The following is a 17629-nucleotide window of genomic DNA, read 5'->3' on the forward strand; positions in this document are numbered from 1 at the left end:
AGCCTCGCCCCGTCAGCCCTTCGGGCCGGTGATCCTCCGGCATCAGTGGTTCGGCGCCTTCAAGGGCGGCAGTGGTTCGGCACCGTCAAGGGCGGCCTCGGCGCTGCGCGGGAACATGGCCTGCTCGTACTCGGTGAACGCGGCCTCGATGTCGTCGGGGTGCGCGGCGAGGGCCTCGCCGAGTTCGGCGCCGTCGAGCATGGCCAGGTTGGCGCCTTCGCCCTTCGTGACCGAGAGGTGGGCGGCGTCGCCGAGCAGGGTCACCCCCGGCACCCGGTCCCATCGGTGCCCGATCGGCAGAGCGTAGGAGGGGCGCATGACCGGCACGGTGTCGCCGTCGGTGATCAGCGCGGTGAGCTCCGGCGCCCAGCCGTCGAACTCCTGGGCGATCCGTGCGGTCGCCGCGGTGGCATCGGTGAAATCGATGGCGGCGAACCAGTCCTGCGGCTTGGACAGCACCACGTAGGCGTGCAGGGTGTCGCCGCTTTCCCGGTGAGCGAAGATCGCCCTGCCCGGCGCGTGAGCCATCATCGACCCGCCGCCGACCGCTTTCGCGGCGGCCGGGTGCCGGGTGCCGGCGTCGAACAGGCGGGTCTCGACGAACGACGTGCCGGTGTACTCCGGTGTGGCGGTGGAGAGCAGCGGCCGGACCCGTGACCAGGCGCCGTCCGCGCCGACCAGCAGGCCGGTGACGACGCTGCTGCCGTCGGCGAACGTCACCTCGTGGCGCCCCTCGCCGAGGGCGCGGGTGCCGCTGACCTTGTGCCCCCACCGGACGGTGCCGGCCGGGAGTGAGTCGAGCAGGATCTGTCGCAGCTCGCCGCGGTGCACCTCGGGGCGTCCGCCCGTGCCGTCGTCGGGTTCGTCGAGCAGGACGGTCCCGTCCCGGTCGAGGATCCGCATCGCCTGGCGGCCCTCCAGGATGATGGCGTGGAACTCGTCCGTCAGCCCGGCCGCCTTGAGGGCGAGCTGCCCGTTGTAGTCGTGGATGTCGAGCAACCCGCCCTGCGTGCGCGCGGACGGGGAGGACTCGGCCTCGTAGACCGTGACCGGGATTCCGTGCACGTGCAGGACGCGGGCCAGCGTCAGTCCGCCCAGTCCGGCGCCGATGATCGTGACGCGGGTGCGCATGGTGACTCCTCGGGATCGGGGCCGCCCGGTGAGCTCCGGCCGGCCGTCTCCCCGAAGGTGTCAGGGCCCGCCGACAAGCCGCCGACATCGGCCCGACAGCCGACCGACACCGCCGATCGTGCCCGTGCCCGTGCCCGCGCTCCCGCGCCGGCGTTGATCACTTCGCGTGGCGCACCGCGTAGATCATCACGAACGCCACGATGTGGATGCCGAAGAGGAAGTAGCCCAGGGAGTACCAGACCTTGCGTTCGTCCTTGGTCTCCTGGGCCAGGCGGCGCTTCTCCAGGGACTCCACGGACTCCGGGGCCGCGGCGGAGTTCTCCTCGGGCATCAGGGCTCCCGGTGAACCTTGCTGTTGGACGCCTGGGCGCGGGGGCGCAGGACGAGGAGGTCGACGTTGACGTGGCTGGGGCGGGTGACCGCCCAGGTGATCGTTTCTGCCACGTCGTCCGCCGTCAGGGGCTCGGCGACGCCCTGGTAGACCTTCTCCGCCCGTTCCTTGTCGCCGGCGAAGCGGGTCAGGGCGAACTCCTCCGTCTTGACCATGCCGGGGGCGATCTCGATGACGCGGACCGGCTGGCCGACGATCTCCAGGCGGAGGGTCTCGGCCAGGACATGGGCGCCGTGCTTGGCGGCGACGTAGCCCGCGCCGCCCTCGTACGTGGTGAGGCCGGCGGTGGACGACACGACGACGACCACGCCGTCGCCGCTCGCCACCAGCTTCGGCAGCAGGGCCTGGGTGAGGTTCAGGGTGCCGATGACGTTCGTCTCGTACATCGCGCGCCAGTCCGCCGGGTCGCCGGTGGCCACCGGGTCCGCGCCCAGGGCGCCGCCCGCGTTGTTGACCAGGACGCCGATCGTCTGGAAGGCCGTGGCGAACTCGTCCACGGCCGCGCGGTCGGTCACGTCCAGCTGGTAGGCCACGGCCGAGTGGCCCGCCTTGGTCAGCTCCTCCGCCAGCGCCTCGATGCGGTCCTTGCGGCGGGCGGTGAGGACGACGCGGTAGCCGGCCTCCGCGAGCTGCCGGGCCGTGGCGGCGCCGATACCGCTGCTCGCCCCGGTGACGACGGCGATGCGGGAGGCGGGGGTCATGGGCAGCTCCTGTGATCCGGTGGCGCGAAGAGAACGGCTCCGTCCAGCGTAAGTGAGGCTCAACCACCGTTCCTCGGCGCCCACATGATCACGGCCATGCCGGCGAGGCAGATCAGCGCGCCGGTGATGTCGTAGCGGTCGGGGCGGTAGCCGTCGGCTACGACGCCCCACAGGAGCGAGCCCGCCACGAAGATCCCGCCGTACGCCGCCAGGATGCGGCCGAAGTGGGCGTCCGGCTGGAAGGTGGCGACGAAGCCGTACGCGCCGAGCGCCAGGACGCCGCCGGTCATCCACAGCCAGCCCCGGTGCTCACGCACGCCCTGCCAGATCAGCCAGGCGCCGCCGATCTCGAAGAGGGCGGCGACGACGAACAGGGCGGCGGAGCGGAGGATCGGCATGGACAGCAGCCTGGCATGCGGGGCGGGCGGCGTTCCGCGAGTACGCCGGTGACTACCAGCGCCGGCTGTTCCTGATGGACCACGCGGGGCTGCCGCTGAAGACCGTGCTGGAGCAGCTCGACCTGCTCGGCGAGGAGGTCGTACCGGTGCTGCGCAAGGAGTTCGCCCGCGGGACTGAGCGTCCCGTCCGGGACCTCGCGGTGGCGATCGCGCACACCTTCACCAGCGGGTTCCCGGGCCGGGCGCTCGCGCTGTTCGCCCACCCGCGGGCCGTCGTCGTACCGACCTCCGCGGCCGGTGAGAAGACGGTAGAGCCCGGGGCCCGGTTGCCCCTGTGACGGTGAGAGGCCGGTAAAAAGGGTGATCGTAGGTCCGCTCGCCCCGGTCGAACCGCCAGATGCCTTGGCAGACTGGGAGCGTGCCCCAGACTGTGCTGCTCGCCGAAGACGACCGTGCCATCCGTCATGCCCTGCAGCGTGCCCTGACCCTGGAAGGGTACGAGGTGACGGCGGTGGCCGACGGCGTCGAGGCGCTGGCGCAGGCCCACAAGACCCCGCCGGACGTCCTCGTGCTGGACGTGATGATGCCGGGCATCGACGGACTCCAGGTGTGCCGGGTGCTGCGCGCCGAGGGCAACCGCACGCCGATCCTCATGCTCACCGCCCTCGTCGAGACCGCCGACCGCATCGCGGGCCTGGACGCAGGCGCCGACGACTACGTGGTCAAGCCGTTCGACGTCGAGGAGGTCTTCGCCCGGCTGCGCGCCCTGCTGCGCCGGACCAGCCCGGTGCCCGCCGGCAGCGGCAACGGCGGTGGGGGCGGCGTGGAGACCGGCGGCCGGGACACCCAGCTGCCCGACCGGCAGGTGGAGGCCGCCGGCATCCGCATGGACCTCCAGGCCCGCCGGGCCTGGCGCGGCAAGCGCGAGCTGGAGCTGACCCGCACCGAGTTCGAGCTGCTGGAACTGCTGGTGCGCAACGCCGGCATCGTGCTCGACCACTCGACGATCTACGACCGGATCTGGGGCTACGACTTCGGGCCCGGCTCCAAGAACCTCGCCGTGTACGTCGGCTACCTGCGCCGCAAGCTGGACGAGCCAGGCGCCCCGCAGCTGATCCACACCGTGCGGGGCGTGGGTTACGTGCTCCGGGAGGACTAGGTGGGCCGGCTGCGGCGGCAACTGGCCCGGCGCCGGCCCAAGCTGGTCTCCCTGCGCACCACCTTCGCCGTCTCCTTCGCCGCCGTCACCGCCGCCGTCACCATCCTCGTCGGCATCCTGTCGTACGGCTCCGCCGCGCGGCTGGTCCGGGTCGACCAGCAGTCGGTGTTCAGCCAGGTCGTGCAGGACGTACGGGACGAGGTGCGGACGCACGAGATGGTCCCCGAGGACTTCTCCTCCTCCCGCCCCGGGCACGACCTCGTCCGGCCCGCCCGCACCGATGTGCAGGTGCTGGGCGCGCAGGGCCAGATCGTGGACCATGGCAATCCGAGCCTGCCCGTCACCTCCCGCGACAAGGCCATGGCGCTCGCGACGACGGCCGGGAAGGTCGTCGAGCACAAGGACGTACCGGTGGACGGGGACCTGTTCCGCATCGCCACCGTCTCGCTCGGCGACGGGCGGGGCGCGGTGCAGGTCGCGCAGGAGTTCAGCGACACCGAGGACCTGCTGCGGGCGCTGCAGCAGCGCACGCTGATCCTGATGGCGGCGGTCGTGGTGGCGGCCGGCCTGTTCGGCTGGTGGCTGGCCCGCCGGATCACCCGGCGCCTGGTGGTCCTCACCTCCGCGGCGGAGGACGTGGCCCGCACCCGCCAGCTGGGCATCGAGGTGCCGGTCGCGGGCCTGGACGAGGTGGGCCGGCTCGGGCGTGCCTTCGACCGGATGCTGGGCCGGCTCGCACAGTCCGAGGAGGACCAGCGGCGGCTGGTGCAGGACGCGGGGCACGAGCTGCGCACCCCGCTGACGTCGTTGCGTACGAACATCTCGCTGCTCCGCCGGATCGACGAGCTGCCCCCCGCCACGCGGGAGGAACTGGTCGCCGACCTCGGCCAGGAGGCGCGGGAACTGACCGACCTGGTCAATGAACTGGTCGACCTCGCCGCCGGGCAGTCCGACACCGAGCCGCCGCAGCGGGTGGACCTCGCCGACATCGCCGAGGACGTCGTGGGGCTGGCCAAACGCCGTACCGGGCGGGAGATCGTGCTGCACGCCAGCGGCGACACGACGACCGACGGGCGGCCCGGGATGCTGCAGCGGGCCATGTCCAACCTGGTGGAGAACGCGGCCAAATTCGACCGGGGCGGGAAGGCGCCCATCGAGGTGGCCGTCATCGGGCCGGGCCGGCTGGGGACCGTGCGGGTGGAGGTGCGGGACCGGGGACCCGGGATCGCCGAGGGCGACCTGATCCGGATCTTCGACCGCTTCTACCGCGCCGCCGACGCGAGGTCCCTGCCGGGGTCGGGGCTGGGGTTGTCCATCGTGCGGGAGGTTGCCATGGCGCATGGGGGAGCGCCGTTCGCCTTCCGGCGGGAGGGGGGCGGTGCGGTGATCGGCTTTACGGTGGGCGGGTGAGCCCCTTGGGGAACCCCAGCCGCCGCACCGTCATCGCACCGTAGCCTGCCGCACGCCTTCCTACGGCCGACGGCCGCCCAGCCCCGGCAGCTCCAGGAAGCCCTCCGCCCGGGCGCTCGCCAGGCCGATTCTCGGGATGTCGCTGCTCTTGGCGAACAGCAGGAAGCGGGGCTCCCAGACGGGGCGGTACTTGGCGTTGGCCCGGTAGAGGGACTCGATCTGCCACCAGCGGGAGAAGAAGGTCAGGGTGGAACGCCACAGGCGCAGGACGGGGCCCGCGCCGAGTCGGGCGCCGCGTTCGAAGACCGAGCGGAACATCGCGAAGTTCAGCGACACCCGCTTGATGTCCAACTCCTTTCCGCGCAGCAGGAGTTCCACGACCATGTACTCCATCAGGCCGTTCTCGCAGTCGCGGTCGCGGCGCATCAGGTCCAGGGACAGGCCGTGCTCGCCCCAGGGGACGAAGCTGAGCAGGGCACGCGGCTCGTCGTTCGCGTCGCGGCACTCCAGCATCACGCAGCGGCCGTCCGCCGGGTCGCCGAGGCGGCCCAGGGCCATGGAGAAGCCGCGCTCGGTGGCGCCGTCGCGCCAGCGGTCGGCGCGGTCGATCAGGAGGGCCAGCTCGTCGGCGGGGATGTCCTCGTGGCGGCGGATGCGGACCGTGTACCCGGCCCGCTTGACCCGGTTGTGGGCCTGGCGGACCACGCGCATGGCGCGGCCCTCCAGGGTGAATTCGGCGAGGTCCACGATCGCTTCGTCGCCGAGTTCCAGCGCGTCCAGGCCGTGCCGGGCGTAGATCGTGCCGGCCTCCTCGCTCGCGCCCATGACGGCCGGGGTCCAGGCGTGCCGGCGGGCCTCGCTGAGCCAGGCGTCGATGGCGCCGGGCCAGGCCTCGGGGTCGCCGATCGGGTCCCCGGAGGCGAGGGAGACCGCGCCGACGACACGGTAGGTCACGGCGGCCTTGCCGGTGGGGGAGAAGATGGCGGCCTTGTCGCGGCGCAGCGCGAAGTAGCCGAGGGAGTCACGGGCGCCGTGCTTGTCGAGCAGCGCGCGCAGTTTCTCCTCGTCGTCGGAGGTGAGGAGCCGGCGACCGCGCGGGGAGCGGAAGCAGGCGTACAGGACCAGGCAGAAGGCCGCGGCGAGCAGGATGTTGATGATGATGTCGGCCCAGCGGGGCGCGTTCACGGAGTCGACCCGGTCGGCGAGCGGGCCGACGCTGATGCCGCGCAGCAGGGTGTAGGCCAGCTCGTCGAACAGGGTGGCGCCGGTCAGGGTGTTGGTGGCGTGCACGAGCAGGGTGCCGAGTCCGCCGGTCACCAGGACGCCGCCGGCCCCGACGGCCAGGGCGAGCTTCGGGTTGGACGGGTCGCCCACGGCGTTGAACTCCCGGCGGCCGATCAGCAGCGCGGCCACGAAGAGGCCGGTGAGGGCGGTGGAGACCCAGTTGAAGACGTGGTCGCGGAACGGGTGCTGGGTGAGGGCGAGGACGTAGAGCCCGAAGAGCGGACCGGCGAGCAGTATGTTGACCACCCACCCGGCCCGCTTCCCGCGTCGCATCACCAGTGCCAGGAAGATCGCCGCCGCGGCCGAGGCCAGGCCGGCGGTGGCCAGGTACGGGGTGAAGAACTGGCCGGCGTGGTGGGTGTGCGCGTGCACATGGCGGGCGGTGAAGAGCTTGCCGTCGTTGTGTTCTTCCACCTCTTTGCGGAACGGCAGCGACATCACCGCGATGATGTTGAAGACGGCGATCAGCCGCAGGTACCACACGGTGGCCGACGCCGCTCCGGCGCGCAGTCGGGGGCTGGGCACGGGCATCCGGAACTCGCGGCGTGTACCGCGCTGACCGGGGATCTTCGCGGCGGTCACGGTCGACTGCTGAGCGGGCATGGTGACTGGTCACCTTGGGTGGGAAGGGACGGGACAGACGCTCACCCTACAGTTTGTAGGGCAGTGTTCCTGTGTACCTGGAGCGTACCGGCATCGGCTCCTGCCCGGCTCCCTGCCCTGCCCCTGCTCTTACCCAACCCCTTCCCGTGCCGCGTCTCTTACCCGGCCCTTTCCCTGTCGCGCCGGGCCGTCACCAGGTGCCAGGCCAGATTGCCCACCGCCGCGCCGGCCGCGACCGCGGCGACGATCACTCCGCCGGTCGCGAGACCGTCGCTGAACAGGTGCGGGCGCCGGTCGAGGCTGTGCAGACCGAAGCCGCACAGCTCGTACACGCCGACGGCGGCGACGAGGAGGCTGACCGCCAGCAGGGTCAGGGTCGGCGCGAGACCGCGCGCGCAGACCTCGCCTCCGGCTTCCGTTTCCGTGTCCTGCAAGGGGTCCCCCGATGAACAGACAGGTGAACAGACACGTGGCCGCTCACGGTTGGGAACCTACAATACGTAGGGTCGGCTGGGGTCGACGCCGTGCGCATGTACCTCAGCGTGGACATGGCAGGCGTCACCGGGCTCGTGGACACCGACGACGTACAGCCGGGTGGCCGGGACTACGAGCGCGGCCGTTCCATGATGGCCGAGGACGTGAACGCGGCCGTGCGGGGCGCGCTGGCGGCGGGCGCCGGCGGCATCGCATGCCGGAGGGCCCGACCGGGGAGTGCGACGCCGCGCTGTGTGTCGGCCATCACGCTCGGGCCGGCGCCCCGGGCGTGCTCAGCCACAGCTTCATGGCGTGGTGAGGCGTTCGAGGAGGCGGGGCTCGCGAACCGGCTCCAGCTGGACTGACCGCCGTGGCGCAGGGGTGCGCCCGGGGGCCCGCCGGCGCGTCAGGACCGCACCGACGACGGTCTGACCCCGAGGACGTCGAGCATCGCCCGGGTGGCCGGGCTCGGGTTGAACCGGCTCCACGCCAGATACTCCAGGCGCCGCGGCCCGTCGGCCACCGGGATCAGGGCCAGGCGGGGGTCGTCGGCGGCGAGCGGGCGGATGAACGCCGACGGCAGCAGCGCGACCCCGAGCCCGCGCGCGATCAGCCGGGTGATCAGCTCCACGACACCGGCCTCGTACGCGACGTCGCGGGACAGACCCGCCGCGGTGAACGCCCGGTCGGACTGGGCGCGGGCGGGGGTCCCGGCCACGAAGTCCACGAACGTCTCCCCGGCGATCTCCGCCAGCGTGACCCGGGCGGCGTCCGCCAGCCGGTGCCCGGCCGGTACCACCAGGACATGCCGGTCGTGATCGAGTACGACGGTCTCCACACCGGCCGGCCGCTCGCCCTCCGGCAGACCGAGGAAGGCGATGTCCAGCTCCCCGTCACGGACCGCCGCCGCCAGTTCGTCGCTGCGTCCGGACCGCAGGACGACGCGGACGCCGGGATGCCGGGCGCGGTACCGCTGCAACAGCTCGGGTACGTCGACGGCGGCCGTGGTCACGATCACGCCGACGGCGAGCCGCCCGCGCACCACGCCGGTCGCGGCGGCGGCGTCGGCGGCCGCACGGTCGGCGGCGGCCAGACACTCCCGCGCACCGACGAGGAACGCCGCACCCGCGCCGGTCAGTTCGACCCGGCGGCTGGACCGGGCGAACAGCCGGACCCCGAGCTCGCGCTCCAGCGCGGCGATCCGATGGCTCAGCGAGGACTGCACCACCTGACACCGCTCCGCGGCCCGGGTGAAGTTGAGGGTGTCGGCGACGGCGACGACGTAGCGAAGCTGCTGAAGATCCACCAATCAATCGTCACCATTCATGGCTGCGATGACAACCATGCTTTGGAGACATGGCCATGGTCGGCCGAGACTTCCCCCATGCATCGGTACAAGGCCCAGGCGGCGACCGTCCTGCTCACCGCGCTCGCCCCCGCGTCCTGGGGCACCACCTACGTGGTCACCACCCGGCTGCTCCCGCCCGGGCATCCGCTGTTCGCGGGCCTGATGCGGGCCCTGCCCGCCGGGCTGATCGCGCTGGCGATCACCCGAGTGCTGCCGCGCGGGCAGTGGTGGTGGAAGACCACGGTCCTCGGCGTCCTCAACATCGGCGCCATGCCGCTGCTGTTCCTGGCCGCCGAACGCCTGCCCGGCGGGGTGGCCGCCACCCTCGGCGCCGCCCAGCCGCTGCTGGTCGCCGGGCTGGGTCTCGCGGTGCTCCATGACCGGCCCACGGCCCGGCGGCTGGCCTGGGGCGTGCTCGGCGTGCTCGGGGTGGGGCTGGTCGTCCTCGGACCGCGGGCCCGGCTGGACGCCGTCGGGGTGCTCGCCGGTCTCGGCCATACGGCGATGATGGCCGCCGGGGTCGTCCTCACCAAACGCTGGGGCCGACCGGCGGGCGTCGGCCCGCTCACCCTGGCCGGCTGGCAACTGACCGTCGGCGGCCTGCTGCTGCTCCCGCTCACCCTGGCGGCCGAGGGGGTCCCGCAGCGGATCGACGCGGGCGCCGCCGGCGGCTATCTGTGGCTCGGCAGCATGGGCGGACTGATCGCGTACACGCTGTGGTTCCGCGGGATCGGCAGCCTGCCGGTCGCCGCGTCCGCACCGCTGGTGCTGCTGTCCCCGCTGGTCGCGACCGTCATCGGCATCGCACAGGGCGAGTCGCTGAGCCTGCCGCAGACCCTGGGCTTCGCCCTGGCGCTGACCGCGCTGGTGGCCGCGCAACTGGATCCCGCGGACCGTAAGAAGACCACCACACAGGAGGAGTTTCTCGATGCCGATGGGCATGACGATCGCCGTGTTCGGGGCCACCGGGATGGTGGGCGGCCGGGTGGCAGGCGAGGCGAGGGCGCGCGGACACCGGGTGCTGGCGCTGTCCCGGAAGCCGCCGGTGAGCGACGACCCTGACGTGACACCGGTCGCGGTGGACGCCGCCGACCCGGACGCCGTACGGGAGGCACTGACCGGCGCCGGCGCCGTCGTACTGACCCTGCGGACGTTCCCGGCCGACCAGGAGTTCCTGGCCGGCGCCACCCGTGCCGTGCTGGACGCCGCCGCACGGCTCGGCATCCGCGTCCTCGTGGTCGGCGGCGCCGGCGCCCTGCACAGCCCCGGCGACCGGGAGCTGCTGGTCGCCGAGAACCCCGCGTACGTGCCGGACGAGTACCGTGCCGTGGCGCTCGCCGGCGTCGCCCAACTGCGCACCTGCCAGGCCCACCCCGCCGCCGACTGGGTCTACCTGAGCCCGCCCGCCGTACTGGAACCGGGCACACGGACGGGGCACTACCGGCGCGGCACCGACACCCTGCTCATCGGCGCCGACGGCCGGTCCTGGATCAGCGCCGAGGACTTGGCGGTGGCGGTACTGGACGAGCTGGAGCGTCCGGGGCCGGACCGTCATGTCACGGTCGTGCAGGACAACCGGCGAAGCGCCCGGGCCGACAGCGCCTAGTCCAGGTTCACCGGACCGTCGTCCTCCGACGCCCCGTCCTTGCCCGAGCGCAGCTGGCGCAGGCCGTTGAGGTGCCCCCTGGTGCCGGGGTTGTCCTTGGTGTCGTCCTGGCCGCCGTTCAGGTTCTGCCGGACGGAGTCGAGGATCGTCAGACCCTGGGACACCAGACCCGCGGCGATCTCGCCGAGCCCGTCCGCGCCGTTCAGGACATTGACATTGGCGCCGGCCAGGCCCCCCGCGGCCTCCTTCACGATCTGCGGGAGCTGGTCGATGAGCATCCGGTCGAGCGCGACCCGGTCGTAGGAGGCGGCGGCCTCGGCCTGGATCTTCATGCGCTGGGCCTCGGCGGCGGCGAGGATCCTGACCCGCTCGGCCTCGGCCTCGGCGGGCTTGACGACCTCGGCGACCAGCTGCTGCTGGCGCAGCCGGGCCTGGCGCTCGGCCAGTTCCGTCTGGGCGGCCAGCACCTCCTGCTGGGCGTGGGCCTGCGCCAGCGGTCCGGCCTGCCCGGCCTGGGCCTGGGCGCGGTCCACCTCGGCCGAGTACTCGGCCTTGACGACGGCGGTCTGCCGGGCGTACTCGGCCTGCTTGCGGGCCGCCGCCTGCTCGGCCTCGACCGCGGCCTGGGTGGCCTGGGCCTGGGCGATCTGCGCCTGGCGCTGGATCGCCGCCTTGTGCGGGGCGGACATCGCGGCGATGTAGCCGGTGTCGCCGTCGTCGATCGACTGGATCTGCAGCGAGTCGACGATCAGGCCGATCTTCGCCATCTCCACCTTGGAGGTGTCGAGCACCTCGGCGGCGAGCTTCTGCCGTTCGGTGACGATCTCCTCGACCGTCATCGAGCCGATGATGGCCCGCAGATGACCGGCGAAGATCCGGCCGGTGAGCACCGACATCTGCTCCTGGTCGGAGAGGAAGCGCTGACCGGCGTTGATGATGCTCTCGTGGTCGTTGCCGACCTTGAAGGCGATGACCGCGCGGACGTGCAGCGAGATGCCCTGCTTGGTCACGCAGGTCTCGGTGACCTCGGCCTCACACATGGAGAGGGTGAGGAACCGGACCTTGCGAAAGACCGGGAGGACGAACTTTCCGTGGCCCGTCACCACTCGGAACGGCGCGCCCCCCAGTCCCCGCCGGCCCCCCGAGATCAACATCGCCTCGTCGGGAGCGGGAACGCGGTATCCGAACATGCTTGTACTCCTCAGCCTGCGCCGGCGGCCTCTCCGCCGAGCGCGTCCAATGGATCCACCCACTCGATGACGCCGACCTCGCGGCATCCCCGTGATTCGATCACGAGGACCGTGGCGCCCGCGGGCAGGGGATCCTCGGACCATGCCAGGAAGGTCTCGGAGCCGCCCCTGACCCGCACCAGGACCTCACCGGGGCCCGCGGATCCCCGCGTCCCGATGAGCACCTTGCCCATGCAGCCGATCACGGCCTCGTCCTGCGGCATCACCGGCCGTCCTCCTCGTCCTGGCCTCAGGATTCAGACGATAGACCCAGCGGGGCCGGGACCCAATGGGAGGGAGGACCGCACGAAAGGGAGGACGGTACGGCACCCGGCCGATGCGCGCTTCACGGAGCACGGGCGCCCACACCGGTTGTCGTCGGGCAGCCCGGCGGCGACAACCGGGTGGCGCGGGCGCTACCGGCCCCGTGCGCCTCCCGGCTCCTTGCCGAACCGCTGGCGGCGACGGCACGCGGTTCACGTGTCCCGCTCGTAGCCCGGGTGCCACCTGCTGCGGCGCTCTACACCTGCCGGCCTTGCCTCGCAGCGCGGACAGCGGGCCCGACGGTCACCACCCCAGCAGATTCTCGTCGGCTCGTGTGTCCGGGGCCGACGGGACCGGCGGTGCTTCGTGGCAGGTGAAGCCGAGCCGGGTCAGTGCCCGGCGCATCTCACCTGCCGTGAAGTCGCGACGGTCCAGCTTGGTGATCACTCCTCCGACCTGCATCACGGGGTAGACGCGGCGGCCGATGGTGACGGCCACGCCGGTGACCGGCTCGGGTGTGATGCCGCTCATCGACTGCTCGATCTCGCTCTTGATCAGGTCGAAGGGGAAACGGGCGATGACACAGCGCATGAATGACTCCACGGGGGTGGGGAGGAACACCGCAGGGGCCGACCGCGCGGCGGCGGTCAGCGGGGGAGAGCGAGGACGCCGAGGGCGTAGCCGTGCTCGTCGGTCACGGGGGAGGCGTCCAGCGTGCGGGCCCGCATGGCGGCCACCGCCTCGCCGAGTACCGCCACGGCCGCGGTGAACGGACCGCGGTCGAGCGGGATGTCCCGCAGCCGCGTCCGTTCGCTGTACCAGGAGCCGCCGCGGTGCGTGGCGAGCTGGGCCCGGGTGACCAGTCCCGCGCATCGCCCGTCCTCGTCCTGGAGGAGCAGATGCGGGACGCGGGCGCCGATGAGCACGGACAGGGCCACGTCGACGGTCATGTGGTCGTCCACCTGGGGACCAGGGGCGTGCATGGCGTCACGGGCGGTCAAACCGGTGCCGTCGGTGTCCTCTGCCGGGAGTGAGCGGGGCGGAAGCGGCGTCAAGGGCTTCTCCTCTTCGTCGGGACGGGCAGGAGGGGCGACGGCTCGCCCCGACCACCGGGAGCGCGTGCCGGGGCCTGGGCTAGGGGTTGCTCCTCGGGGCGGAGCGACGGGTCCGGGCGGCGGCCCGTCCACTCCCGCCACGGGCAGCGGTCCGTCCCCCGCGACCGCGGGCGGCGGACCCGGCACGCTTGCCCCGTTCGGCTCGCTCGCCGACCGGTGCGGTGAGGGTGACCGGTACGCCGGAGGGGGTCCGGGCGCCGGTGATGCGGTGCAGTTCGGCCTCGCCCGGGCGGATCCGGACGGTACGCGGGGTGATGTCGGCGTCGGCCATCAGCCGGTCCATCGAGCGCCGCTGGTGCGGAAGGACAAGGGTGACGACGGTGCCGGACTCGCCGGCGCGTGCGGTACGGCCGCCACGGTGGAGGTAGTCCTTGTGGTCGCCGGGAGGGTCGACGTTCACGACGAGGTCGAGGCCCGCGACATGGATTCCGCGGGCGGCGACGTTGGTGGCCACCAGGGCCGTGACGTGGCCGTCCTTGAACTGTGCGAGGGTCCGGTTGCGCTGCGACTGGGACTTGCCGCCGTGCAGGGCCGAGGCACGTACCCCGACGGACAGCAGGTGCTTGGTCAGCCGGTCGACCGCGTGCTTGGTGTCCAGGAACATGATCACGCGTCCGTCGCGGGCGGCGATCTCGGTCGCGGCGGTGTCCTTGTCGGCGTCGTGCACGTGGAGCAGATGGTGCTCCATGGTGGTGACGGCTCCCGCGGACGGGTCGACCGAGTGCACGACGGGGTCGTGGAGGTAGCGGCGCACCAGGAGGTCGATGTTGCGGTCCAGGGTGGCCGAGAACAGCAACCGCTGGCCGCCGGCGGGGACTTGGTCGAGCAGTTCGGTCACCTGCGGCATGAAACCCATGTCGGCCATCTGGTCGGCCTCGTCCAGGACGGTGACGGCGACCTGGTCCAGTCGGCAGGCTCCTCGCTCGAGGAGGTCCTTGAGGCGGCCGGGCGTCGCGACGACGACCTCGGCGCCGCCGCGCAGCGCGCTCGCCTGCCGGCCGATGGACATGCCGCCCACCACGGTGGCGAGCCGCAGGCGCAGGGCGCGGGCGTAGGGGGCGAGCGCGTCGGTGACCTGCTGGGCCAGTTCCCGGGTCGGTACGAGGACGAGGGCCAGCGGCTGCCGGGGCTGGGCCCGTTGGCCGTCCAGACGGGCGAGTACCGGCAGGCCGAAGGCGAGCGTCTTGCCCGAGCCGGTACGGCCCCGGCCCAGGACATCCCGGCCGGCCAGCGCGTTCGGCAGTGTGGCCGCCTGGATGGGGAAGGGCACGGTCACGCCCTCGGCGGCGAGGGCGGCCAGCAGATGTGCGGGCATGTCCAACTCGGCGAACGTCTCGACCGCCGGCAACGGCTCGGTGAGGGTGACCGGCAGGGCGAACTCCTGTTGGCGCGGGGCGGAGCGTGCGCCCTGGCCGTTTCGTCTGCTGCCCGGGCGGGGGCCCTGGCGGCCGGCCCCCTGCGTACGGAAGCGGCTGCCGGGAGCGGAGCTCGTCGAACGCGTGGACCTTCTGTCCCCGCGGAAGCCACCGGAAGTGCCGTCGGTGCGGCGGGTGCGGTTCATTGAGGAACCTTCCTCGATGCGGCGTATCGAGGAATTCCGTTCGACGGCGACAACCGCACAAGGATTCGCAAGAATGAGCCGAAGAAAAACAAGAAGTGCCGCGCCTCGTCGTGCTGAAGCAGGGGGCGGCGGTCCGGTAGATCCGGAGAGTGGTGGAACCAATGAGGCTGGGGCCCGCACCCCAAGAGCGCGGGCCCCAGCCTCATGATGCGCGAACCACTGGCTCGCGACAGTTCGCGTCAGTGTCAGGCGGGAACGATGTTCTCGGCCTGCGGGCCCTTCTGGCCCTGCGTGACGTCGAAGGTAACCTTCTGGCCTTCCTGAAGCTCGCGGAAGCCCTGGGTGGCGATGTTCGAGTAGTGGGCGAACACGTCAGCGCCGCCGCCGTCCTGCTCGATGAAGCCGAAGCCCTTTTCCGCGTTGAACCACTTCACGGTGCCAGATGCCATATTGAATCTCCCTTGGGGGGCAGTGCCGGACTCCGCACTTTACGGAGCCGAGTCGCCGCGATGATCACCCCTCCGGAAGGATCCGGAAAGCTCCGCAAAGAAACAAGTCTCTGGTAACCAAAACTGCAACTGGTATCACGCTAACACAGGTCGACCGGCAGCCCCATGCGTTTTCCGGATTGCCCGGGAAATCGTATGCGGCTGCTGCCTGTATTTCTGTAGCCGCGGGACTAGGTATCCGTGTCCTGGCCGTCCAGCCTCCGACGCATTTCCCGGTTCAGGCGGAGGGCGTCGTCGAGCCGGTCCTCGAGGGAGACGATGCGGCACGCGGCCTCGATGGGGGTGCCCTGGTCGACCAGCTCACGGGCGCGCGCGACGACGCGCAACTGGCGGCGGGAGTACCGGCGGTGGCCGCCTTCCGAACGCAGCGGAGTGATCAACTCGGCTTCACCGACGGCCCGGAGGAAGGCGGGGGTGGTGCCGAGGACGTCGGCGGCGCGCCCCATCGTGTAGGCGGGATAGTCGTCGTCATCGAGGTTGCCGGCGACAGGAGTGTTTTCAGCGGGCATAGCACCCTTCGTTTCGAGGACGCGGTCGAGGGGCCCGGCCACCGTCTGCGTCGTGCGACAACCCTAACCCCGGCAGGCACGAAGATGTGTGCTCGCCATGACAGGCTTTCCCCCGCCGTAGAGCTGGGCGCTCAGCCGATCACTTCCCGCCGCGCCCGACACGAGTGATCAGCGGCTGCCGGGCGGTGGCGCCTTCGCGTGGGGTCCGGTGGCTCGGGCCGGAAGGTCCGAGCGGCTGGGCCGACCAGATGATCCAGCAGGTCCCGGGCAAGGACTCTGTGCCGGTCGCGGCCGCCGTCCGGAGCGGCGAGGGGGGAGGGGGAGATGCCGGCCGGCCTGCCGGCTGCGAGCCATCTCCTGCCGATCGAGTCGTTGCCCGCGAAGGCAGCCGAGTGCGGACGTGCAGCCGGCTTCACCCGGGTGCTGGTCCACGGCGCAGCGCCGCGATGGTGCCCCCAGTCCGGCCGCGAACATGGTCGCCGCGACGAAGATCACGGTGACGGCGTTGAACAGCATGTGCGGGGTGTCCCTGGCGTTTCCCTCGCGGCGGCGCCACGGCCTGCGTCACGCCCGCGTCACGCCCTCTCAGTCCTCCAGCTCGCCCAGCCGGCGCAGCGCGGTCAGGCTCGGCAGGAAGCAGTACTCGCCTCCTCGGGTGACGACGAACCGCCGCAGTGGGGCGAGGCGCCGGCGCACCGGGCGGCGGGGGATGGTGTAGCCGGCGGACCCGTCGTGGGATCCGGTGACGGGGTCTTTGGCGTCGTTCGCGCCGAAGAAGACGCCGTCGTTCATCCATTGCGTCTGGACGAACTCGAACTGCCGCCCGAGGTGTGTTCCGATGAACGCGAACATGAGGCCGCGGTCGGCGCCGTCGTCCTCCAGCACTCCTTCGGGCAGCGGCGGGCCGTAGACGGCGCCGCGCCGGATCATGCGGTGCAGTCGTACCTCTCCTGCTACCGCGGCATCGCGGGGGTTGGCGCGGCGGATGTGGCTGCCGCCGGGCGTCGTGAATCCCGTCGGGTCGTCGCTCTTGTACAGGAAGGTGTTACGGCGGTGCGGGTCGGCGCCGAGCGCGGGATCGTCGGCCTGCGGTGCCAGTGCCAGGGGAGCACCGCTGCGCCAGCGCCCCATGATCTTCGCGGCGATCAGTTCCTCGTCCTCGGGCCCGGTGGAGTTGTCCTTCAGGTACCGCCGGAACTCGGCGACGTTCTGGTGGAGCTTGCGGAAGACCGCGTAACTGCCGTTGCGGCCCAGCCCGGTGGGCTGTGGGCTCTGCATACCGCCGATCTCGTCCCGGTAGCCGAGGACGAACTCGCCGGCCTTCAGCGGCACTTCCAGCTGGTTGGATCCCGGTATCCCGCTGCCTTCGACGGCGGGATGGCTGACCCCGTCGCGGTAGCCGAAATGCTCGGTCTCGGTGGGCAGCGCGTAGCAGTCCTGCCGCCATATCGCCGTCACGCCTGCGAGCCGGTCGTAAGCGGGGCGGGCGCGGTCGATCGCCGCCTCCAGGTGCTCGGGGTCCGGCGCGACCGCGGTGAGCACCACATGGACGTCGGGGCCGCCCAGCGGTGTTTCCCAGTGCTCCGGGCTGCTGTCCCCCACATCGCCCAGCGCTCTGGCACGGGCCGCCATCCCCTGCCGGAACTCCCACGCGAACGTGTCCAGTGAGGCGCGCGGTACCCCCAGCACCTCCAGGCCGCGGCAGGTGACGGCCAGACTCACCCAGGTCTCTCCCAAGGGACTGACCGTGTCCGCCGCGGAGGTCACCGCCGTACTCGCGCGCCGCATCAGCTCCCGCCCGTGCCCCCGGTCGTCGATGCGGAAGGCGAGGTACGTCGCCGCGTAAGGCGTCGGCCGGGCGCTGAGAACCCCGCGCTGGATGTCGTCGAGTTCGAGCGCGGCCTCCGGGTGAACGCTCATGGTCGACCTCCCCGTGG

The 17629-nt window shown here is 72.0% G+C and carries 19 protein-coding genes and 2 pseudogenes; 6 read left to right on the forward strand and 15 right to left on the reverse strand.

Annotated elements, in window-relative coordinates:
• Positions 1 to 42 precede the first annotated feature (42 nt).
• The 4 genes from ABZ624_RS34945 to ABZ624_RS34960 form a co-directional block, all read right to left on the reverse strand.
• On the reverse strand, positions 43 to 1131 hold the full coding sequence (locus tag ABZ624_RS34945; RefSeq protein ID WP_360098302.1) for an NAD(P)/FAD-dependent oxidoreductase: 1089 nt from the start codon (positions 1129 to 1131) through the stop codon (positions 43 to 45).
• 157 nt (positions 1132 to 1288) lie between these two features.
• On the reverse strand, positions 1289 to 1462 hold the full coding sequence (locus ABZ624_RS34950) for a hypothetical protein (protein WP_360098304.1): 174 nt from the start codon (positions 1460 to 1462) through the stop codon (positions 1289 to 1291).
• Positions 1462 to 2223, reverse strand: a complete 762-nt coding sequence (locus ABZ624_RS34955; protein ID WP_360098306.1) for an SDR family NAD(P)-dependent oxidoreductase — start codon at positions 2221 to 2223, stop codon at positions 1462 to 1464. The genes ABZ624_RS34950 and ABZ624_RS34955 overlap by 1 nt, the downstream gene beginning before the upstream one ends.
• Positions 2224 to 2282: 59 nt before the next feature.
• Complete coding sequence (locus tag ABZ624_RS34960) at positions 2283 to 2621, reverse strand: YnfA family protein (RefSeq protein ID WP_360098308.1); 339 nt, start codon at positions 2619 to 2621, stop codon at positions 2283 to 2285.
• Between the two features lie 29 nt (positions 2622 to 2650).
• Here ABZ624_RS34960 and ABZ624_RS34965 point away from each other — a divergent pair.
• The 3 genes and pseudogenes from ABZ624_RS34965 to ABZ624_RS34975 all read left to right on the forward strand — a co-directional run.
• Positions 2651 to 2959 (forward strand): annotated as a pseudogene (locus ABZ624_RS34965) (hypothetical protein); the annotation flags it as partial.
• 80 nt (positions 2960 to 3039) lie between these two features.
• Positions 3040 to 3780, forward strand: coding sequence for a response regulator transcription factor (locus tag ABZ624_RS34970; RefSeq protein WP_360098310.1), 741 nt, complete (start codon positions 3040 to 3042; stop codon positions 3778 to 3780).
• Positions 3781 to 5190, forward strand: a complete 1410-nt coding sequence (locus tag ABZ624_RS34975) for a HAMP domain-containing sensor histidine kinase (RefSeq protein WP_360098312.1) — start codon at positions 3781 to 3783, stop codon at positions 5188 to 5190.
• Between the two features lie 60 nt (positions 5191 to 5250).
• Here ABZ624_RS34975 and ABZ624_RS34980 read toward each other — a convergent pair whose 3' ends face one another.
• Positions 5251 to 7005, reverse strand: a complete 1755-nt coding sequence (locus ABZ624_RS34980; RefSeq protein WP_360098346.1) for a phosphatidylglycerol lysyltransferase domain-containing protein — start codon at positions 7003 to 7005, stop codon at positions 5251 to 5253.
• A gap of 230 nt (positions 7006 to 7235) precedes the next feature.
• Positions 7236 to 7511 (reverse strand): hypothetical protein, encoded by a 276-nt coding sequence (locus ABZ624_RS34985; protein WP_360098314.1) that lies wholly within the window; start codon positions 7509 to 7511, stop codon positions 7236 to 7238.
• A gap of 90 nt (positions 7512 to 7601) precedes the next feature.
• On the opposite strand from ABZ624_RS34985, the pseudogene ABZ624_RS34990 reads away from it, so the two are divergent.
• Positions 7602 to 7861, forward strand: a pseudogene (locus tag ABZ624_RS34990) (M55 family metallopeptidase); the annotation flags it as partial.
• Positions 7862 to 7957: 96 nt separating this feature from the next.
• Here the strand turns inward: ABZ624_RS34990 and ABZ624_RS34995 are convergent.
• Positions 7958 to 8857, reverse strand: coding sequence for a LysR family transcriptional regulator (locus ABZ624_RS34995; protein WP_360098316.1), 900 nt, complete (start codon positions 8855 to 8857; stop codon positions 7958 to 7960).
• Between the two features lie 78 nt (positions 8858 to 8935).
• Between ABZ624_RS34995 and ABZ624_RS35000 the strand changes: the two genes are divergently transcribed.
• Both ABZ624_RS35000 and ABZ624_RS35005 read left to right on the forward strand, forming a co-directional pair.
• Positions 8936 to 9961 (forward strand): EamA family transporter, encoded by a 1026-nt coding sequence (locus ABZ624_RS35000; protein ID WP_360098318.1) that lies wholly within the window; start codon positions 8936 to 8938, stop codon positions 9959 to 9961.
• Positions 9870 to 10505 carry an NAD(P)H-binding protein gene (locus ABZ624_RS35005; RefSeq protein WP_360098348.1) on the forward strand — a complete coding sequence of 212 codons (636 nt, stop codon included), beginning with the start codon at positions 9870 to 9872 and terminating at the stop codon, positions 10503 to 10505. The genes ABZ624_RS35000 and ABZ624_RS35005 overlap by 92 nt, the downstream gene beginning before the upstream one ends.
• Here the strand turns inward: ABZ624_RS35005 and ABZ624_RS35010 are convergent.
• The 8 genes from ABZ624_RS35010 to ABZ624_RS35045 form a co-directional block, all read right to left on the reverse strand.
• The gene (locus ABZ624_RS35010; RefSeq protein WP_360098320.1) at positions 10502 to 11695 is read right to left on the reverse strand and encodes an SPFH domain-containing protein; all 1194 of its coding nucleotides are present in this window, start codon (positions 11693 to 11695) and stop codon (positions 10502 to 10504) included. The two genes, ABZ624_RS35005 and ABZ624_RS35010, sit on opposite strands and share 4 nt — an antisense overlap.
• 11 nt (positions 11696 to 11706) lie before the next feature.
• Complete coding sequence (locus tag ABZ624_RS35015; protein WP_360098322.1) at positions 11707 to 11958, reverse strand: hypothetical protein; 252 nt, start codon at positions 11956 to 11958, stop codon at positions 11707 to 11709.
• Positions 11959 to 12301: 343 nt separating this feature from the next.
• On the reverse strand, positions 12302 to 12589 hold the full coding sequence (locus ABZ624_RS35020; protein WP_360098324.1) for an SCO5918 family protein: 288 nt from the start codon (positions 12587 to 12589) through the stop codon (positions 12302 to 12304).
• A 56-nt stretch (positions 12590 to 12645) separates the two neighbouring features.
• A complete protein-coding gene (locus ABZ624_RS35025) occupies positions 12646 to 12981 on the reverse strand; it encodes a CBS domain-containing protein (RefSeq protein WP_360098350.1) in 336 nt (111 codons plus the stop codon).
• Between the two features lie 151 nt (positions 12982 to 13132).
• Positions 13133 to 14674, reverse strand: a complete 1542-nt coding sequence (locus tag ABZ624_RS35030; RefSeq protein ID WP_360098326.1) for a DEAD/DEAH box helicase — start codon at positions 14672 to 14674, stop codon at positions 13133 to 13135.
• A gap of 245 nt (positions 14675 to 14919) precedes the next feature.
• On the reverse strand, positions 14920 to 15123 hold the full coding sequence (locus ABZ624_RS35035; RefSeq protein ID WP_069779708.1) for a cold-shock protein: 204 nt from the start codon (positions 15121 to 15123) through the stop codon (positions 14920 to 14922).
• 230 nt (positions 15124 to 15353) lie between these two features.
• Positions 15354 to 15692, reverse strand: coding sequence for a MerR family transcriptional regulator (locus tag ABZ624_RS35040; RefSeq protein ID WP_360098328.1), 339 nt, complete (start codon positions 15690 to 15692; stop codon positions 15354 to 15356).
• Between the two features lie 585 nt (positions 15693 to 16277).
• A complete protein-coding gene (locus ABZ624_RS35045; RefSeq protein ID WP_360098330.1) occupies positions 16278 to 17612 on the reverse strand; it encodes a Dyp-type peroxidase in 1335 nt (444 codons plus the stop codon).
• Positions 17613 to 17629: the final 17 nt, after the last annotated feature.

Source organism: Streptomyces sp. NPDC007205 (genome assembly GCF_040634095.1).
Taxonomy (GTDB): domain Bacteria; phylum Actinomycetota; class Actinomycetes; order Streptomycetales; family Streptomycetaceae; genus Streptomyces.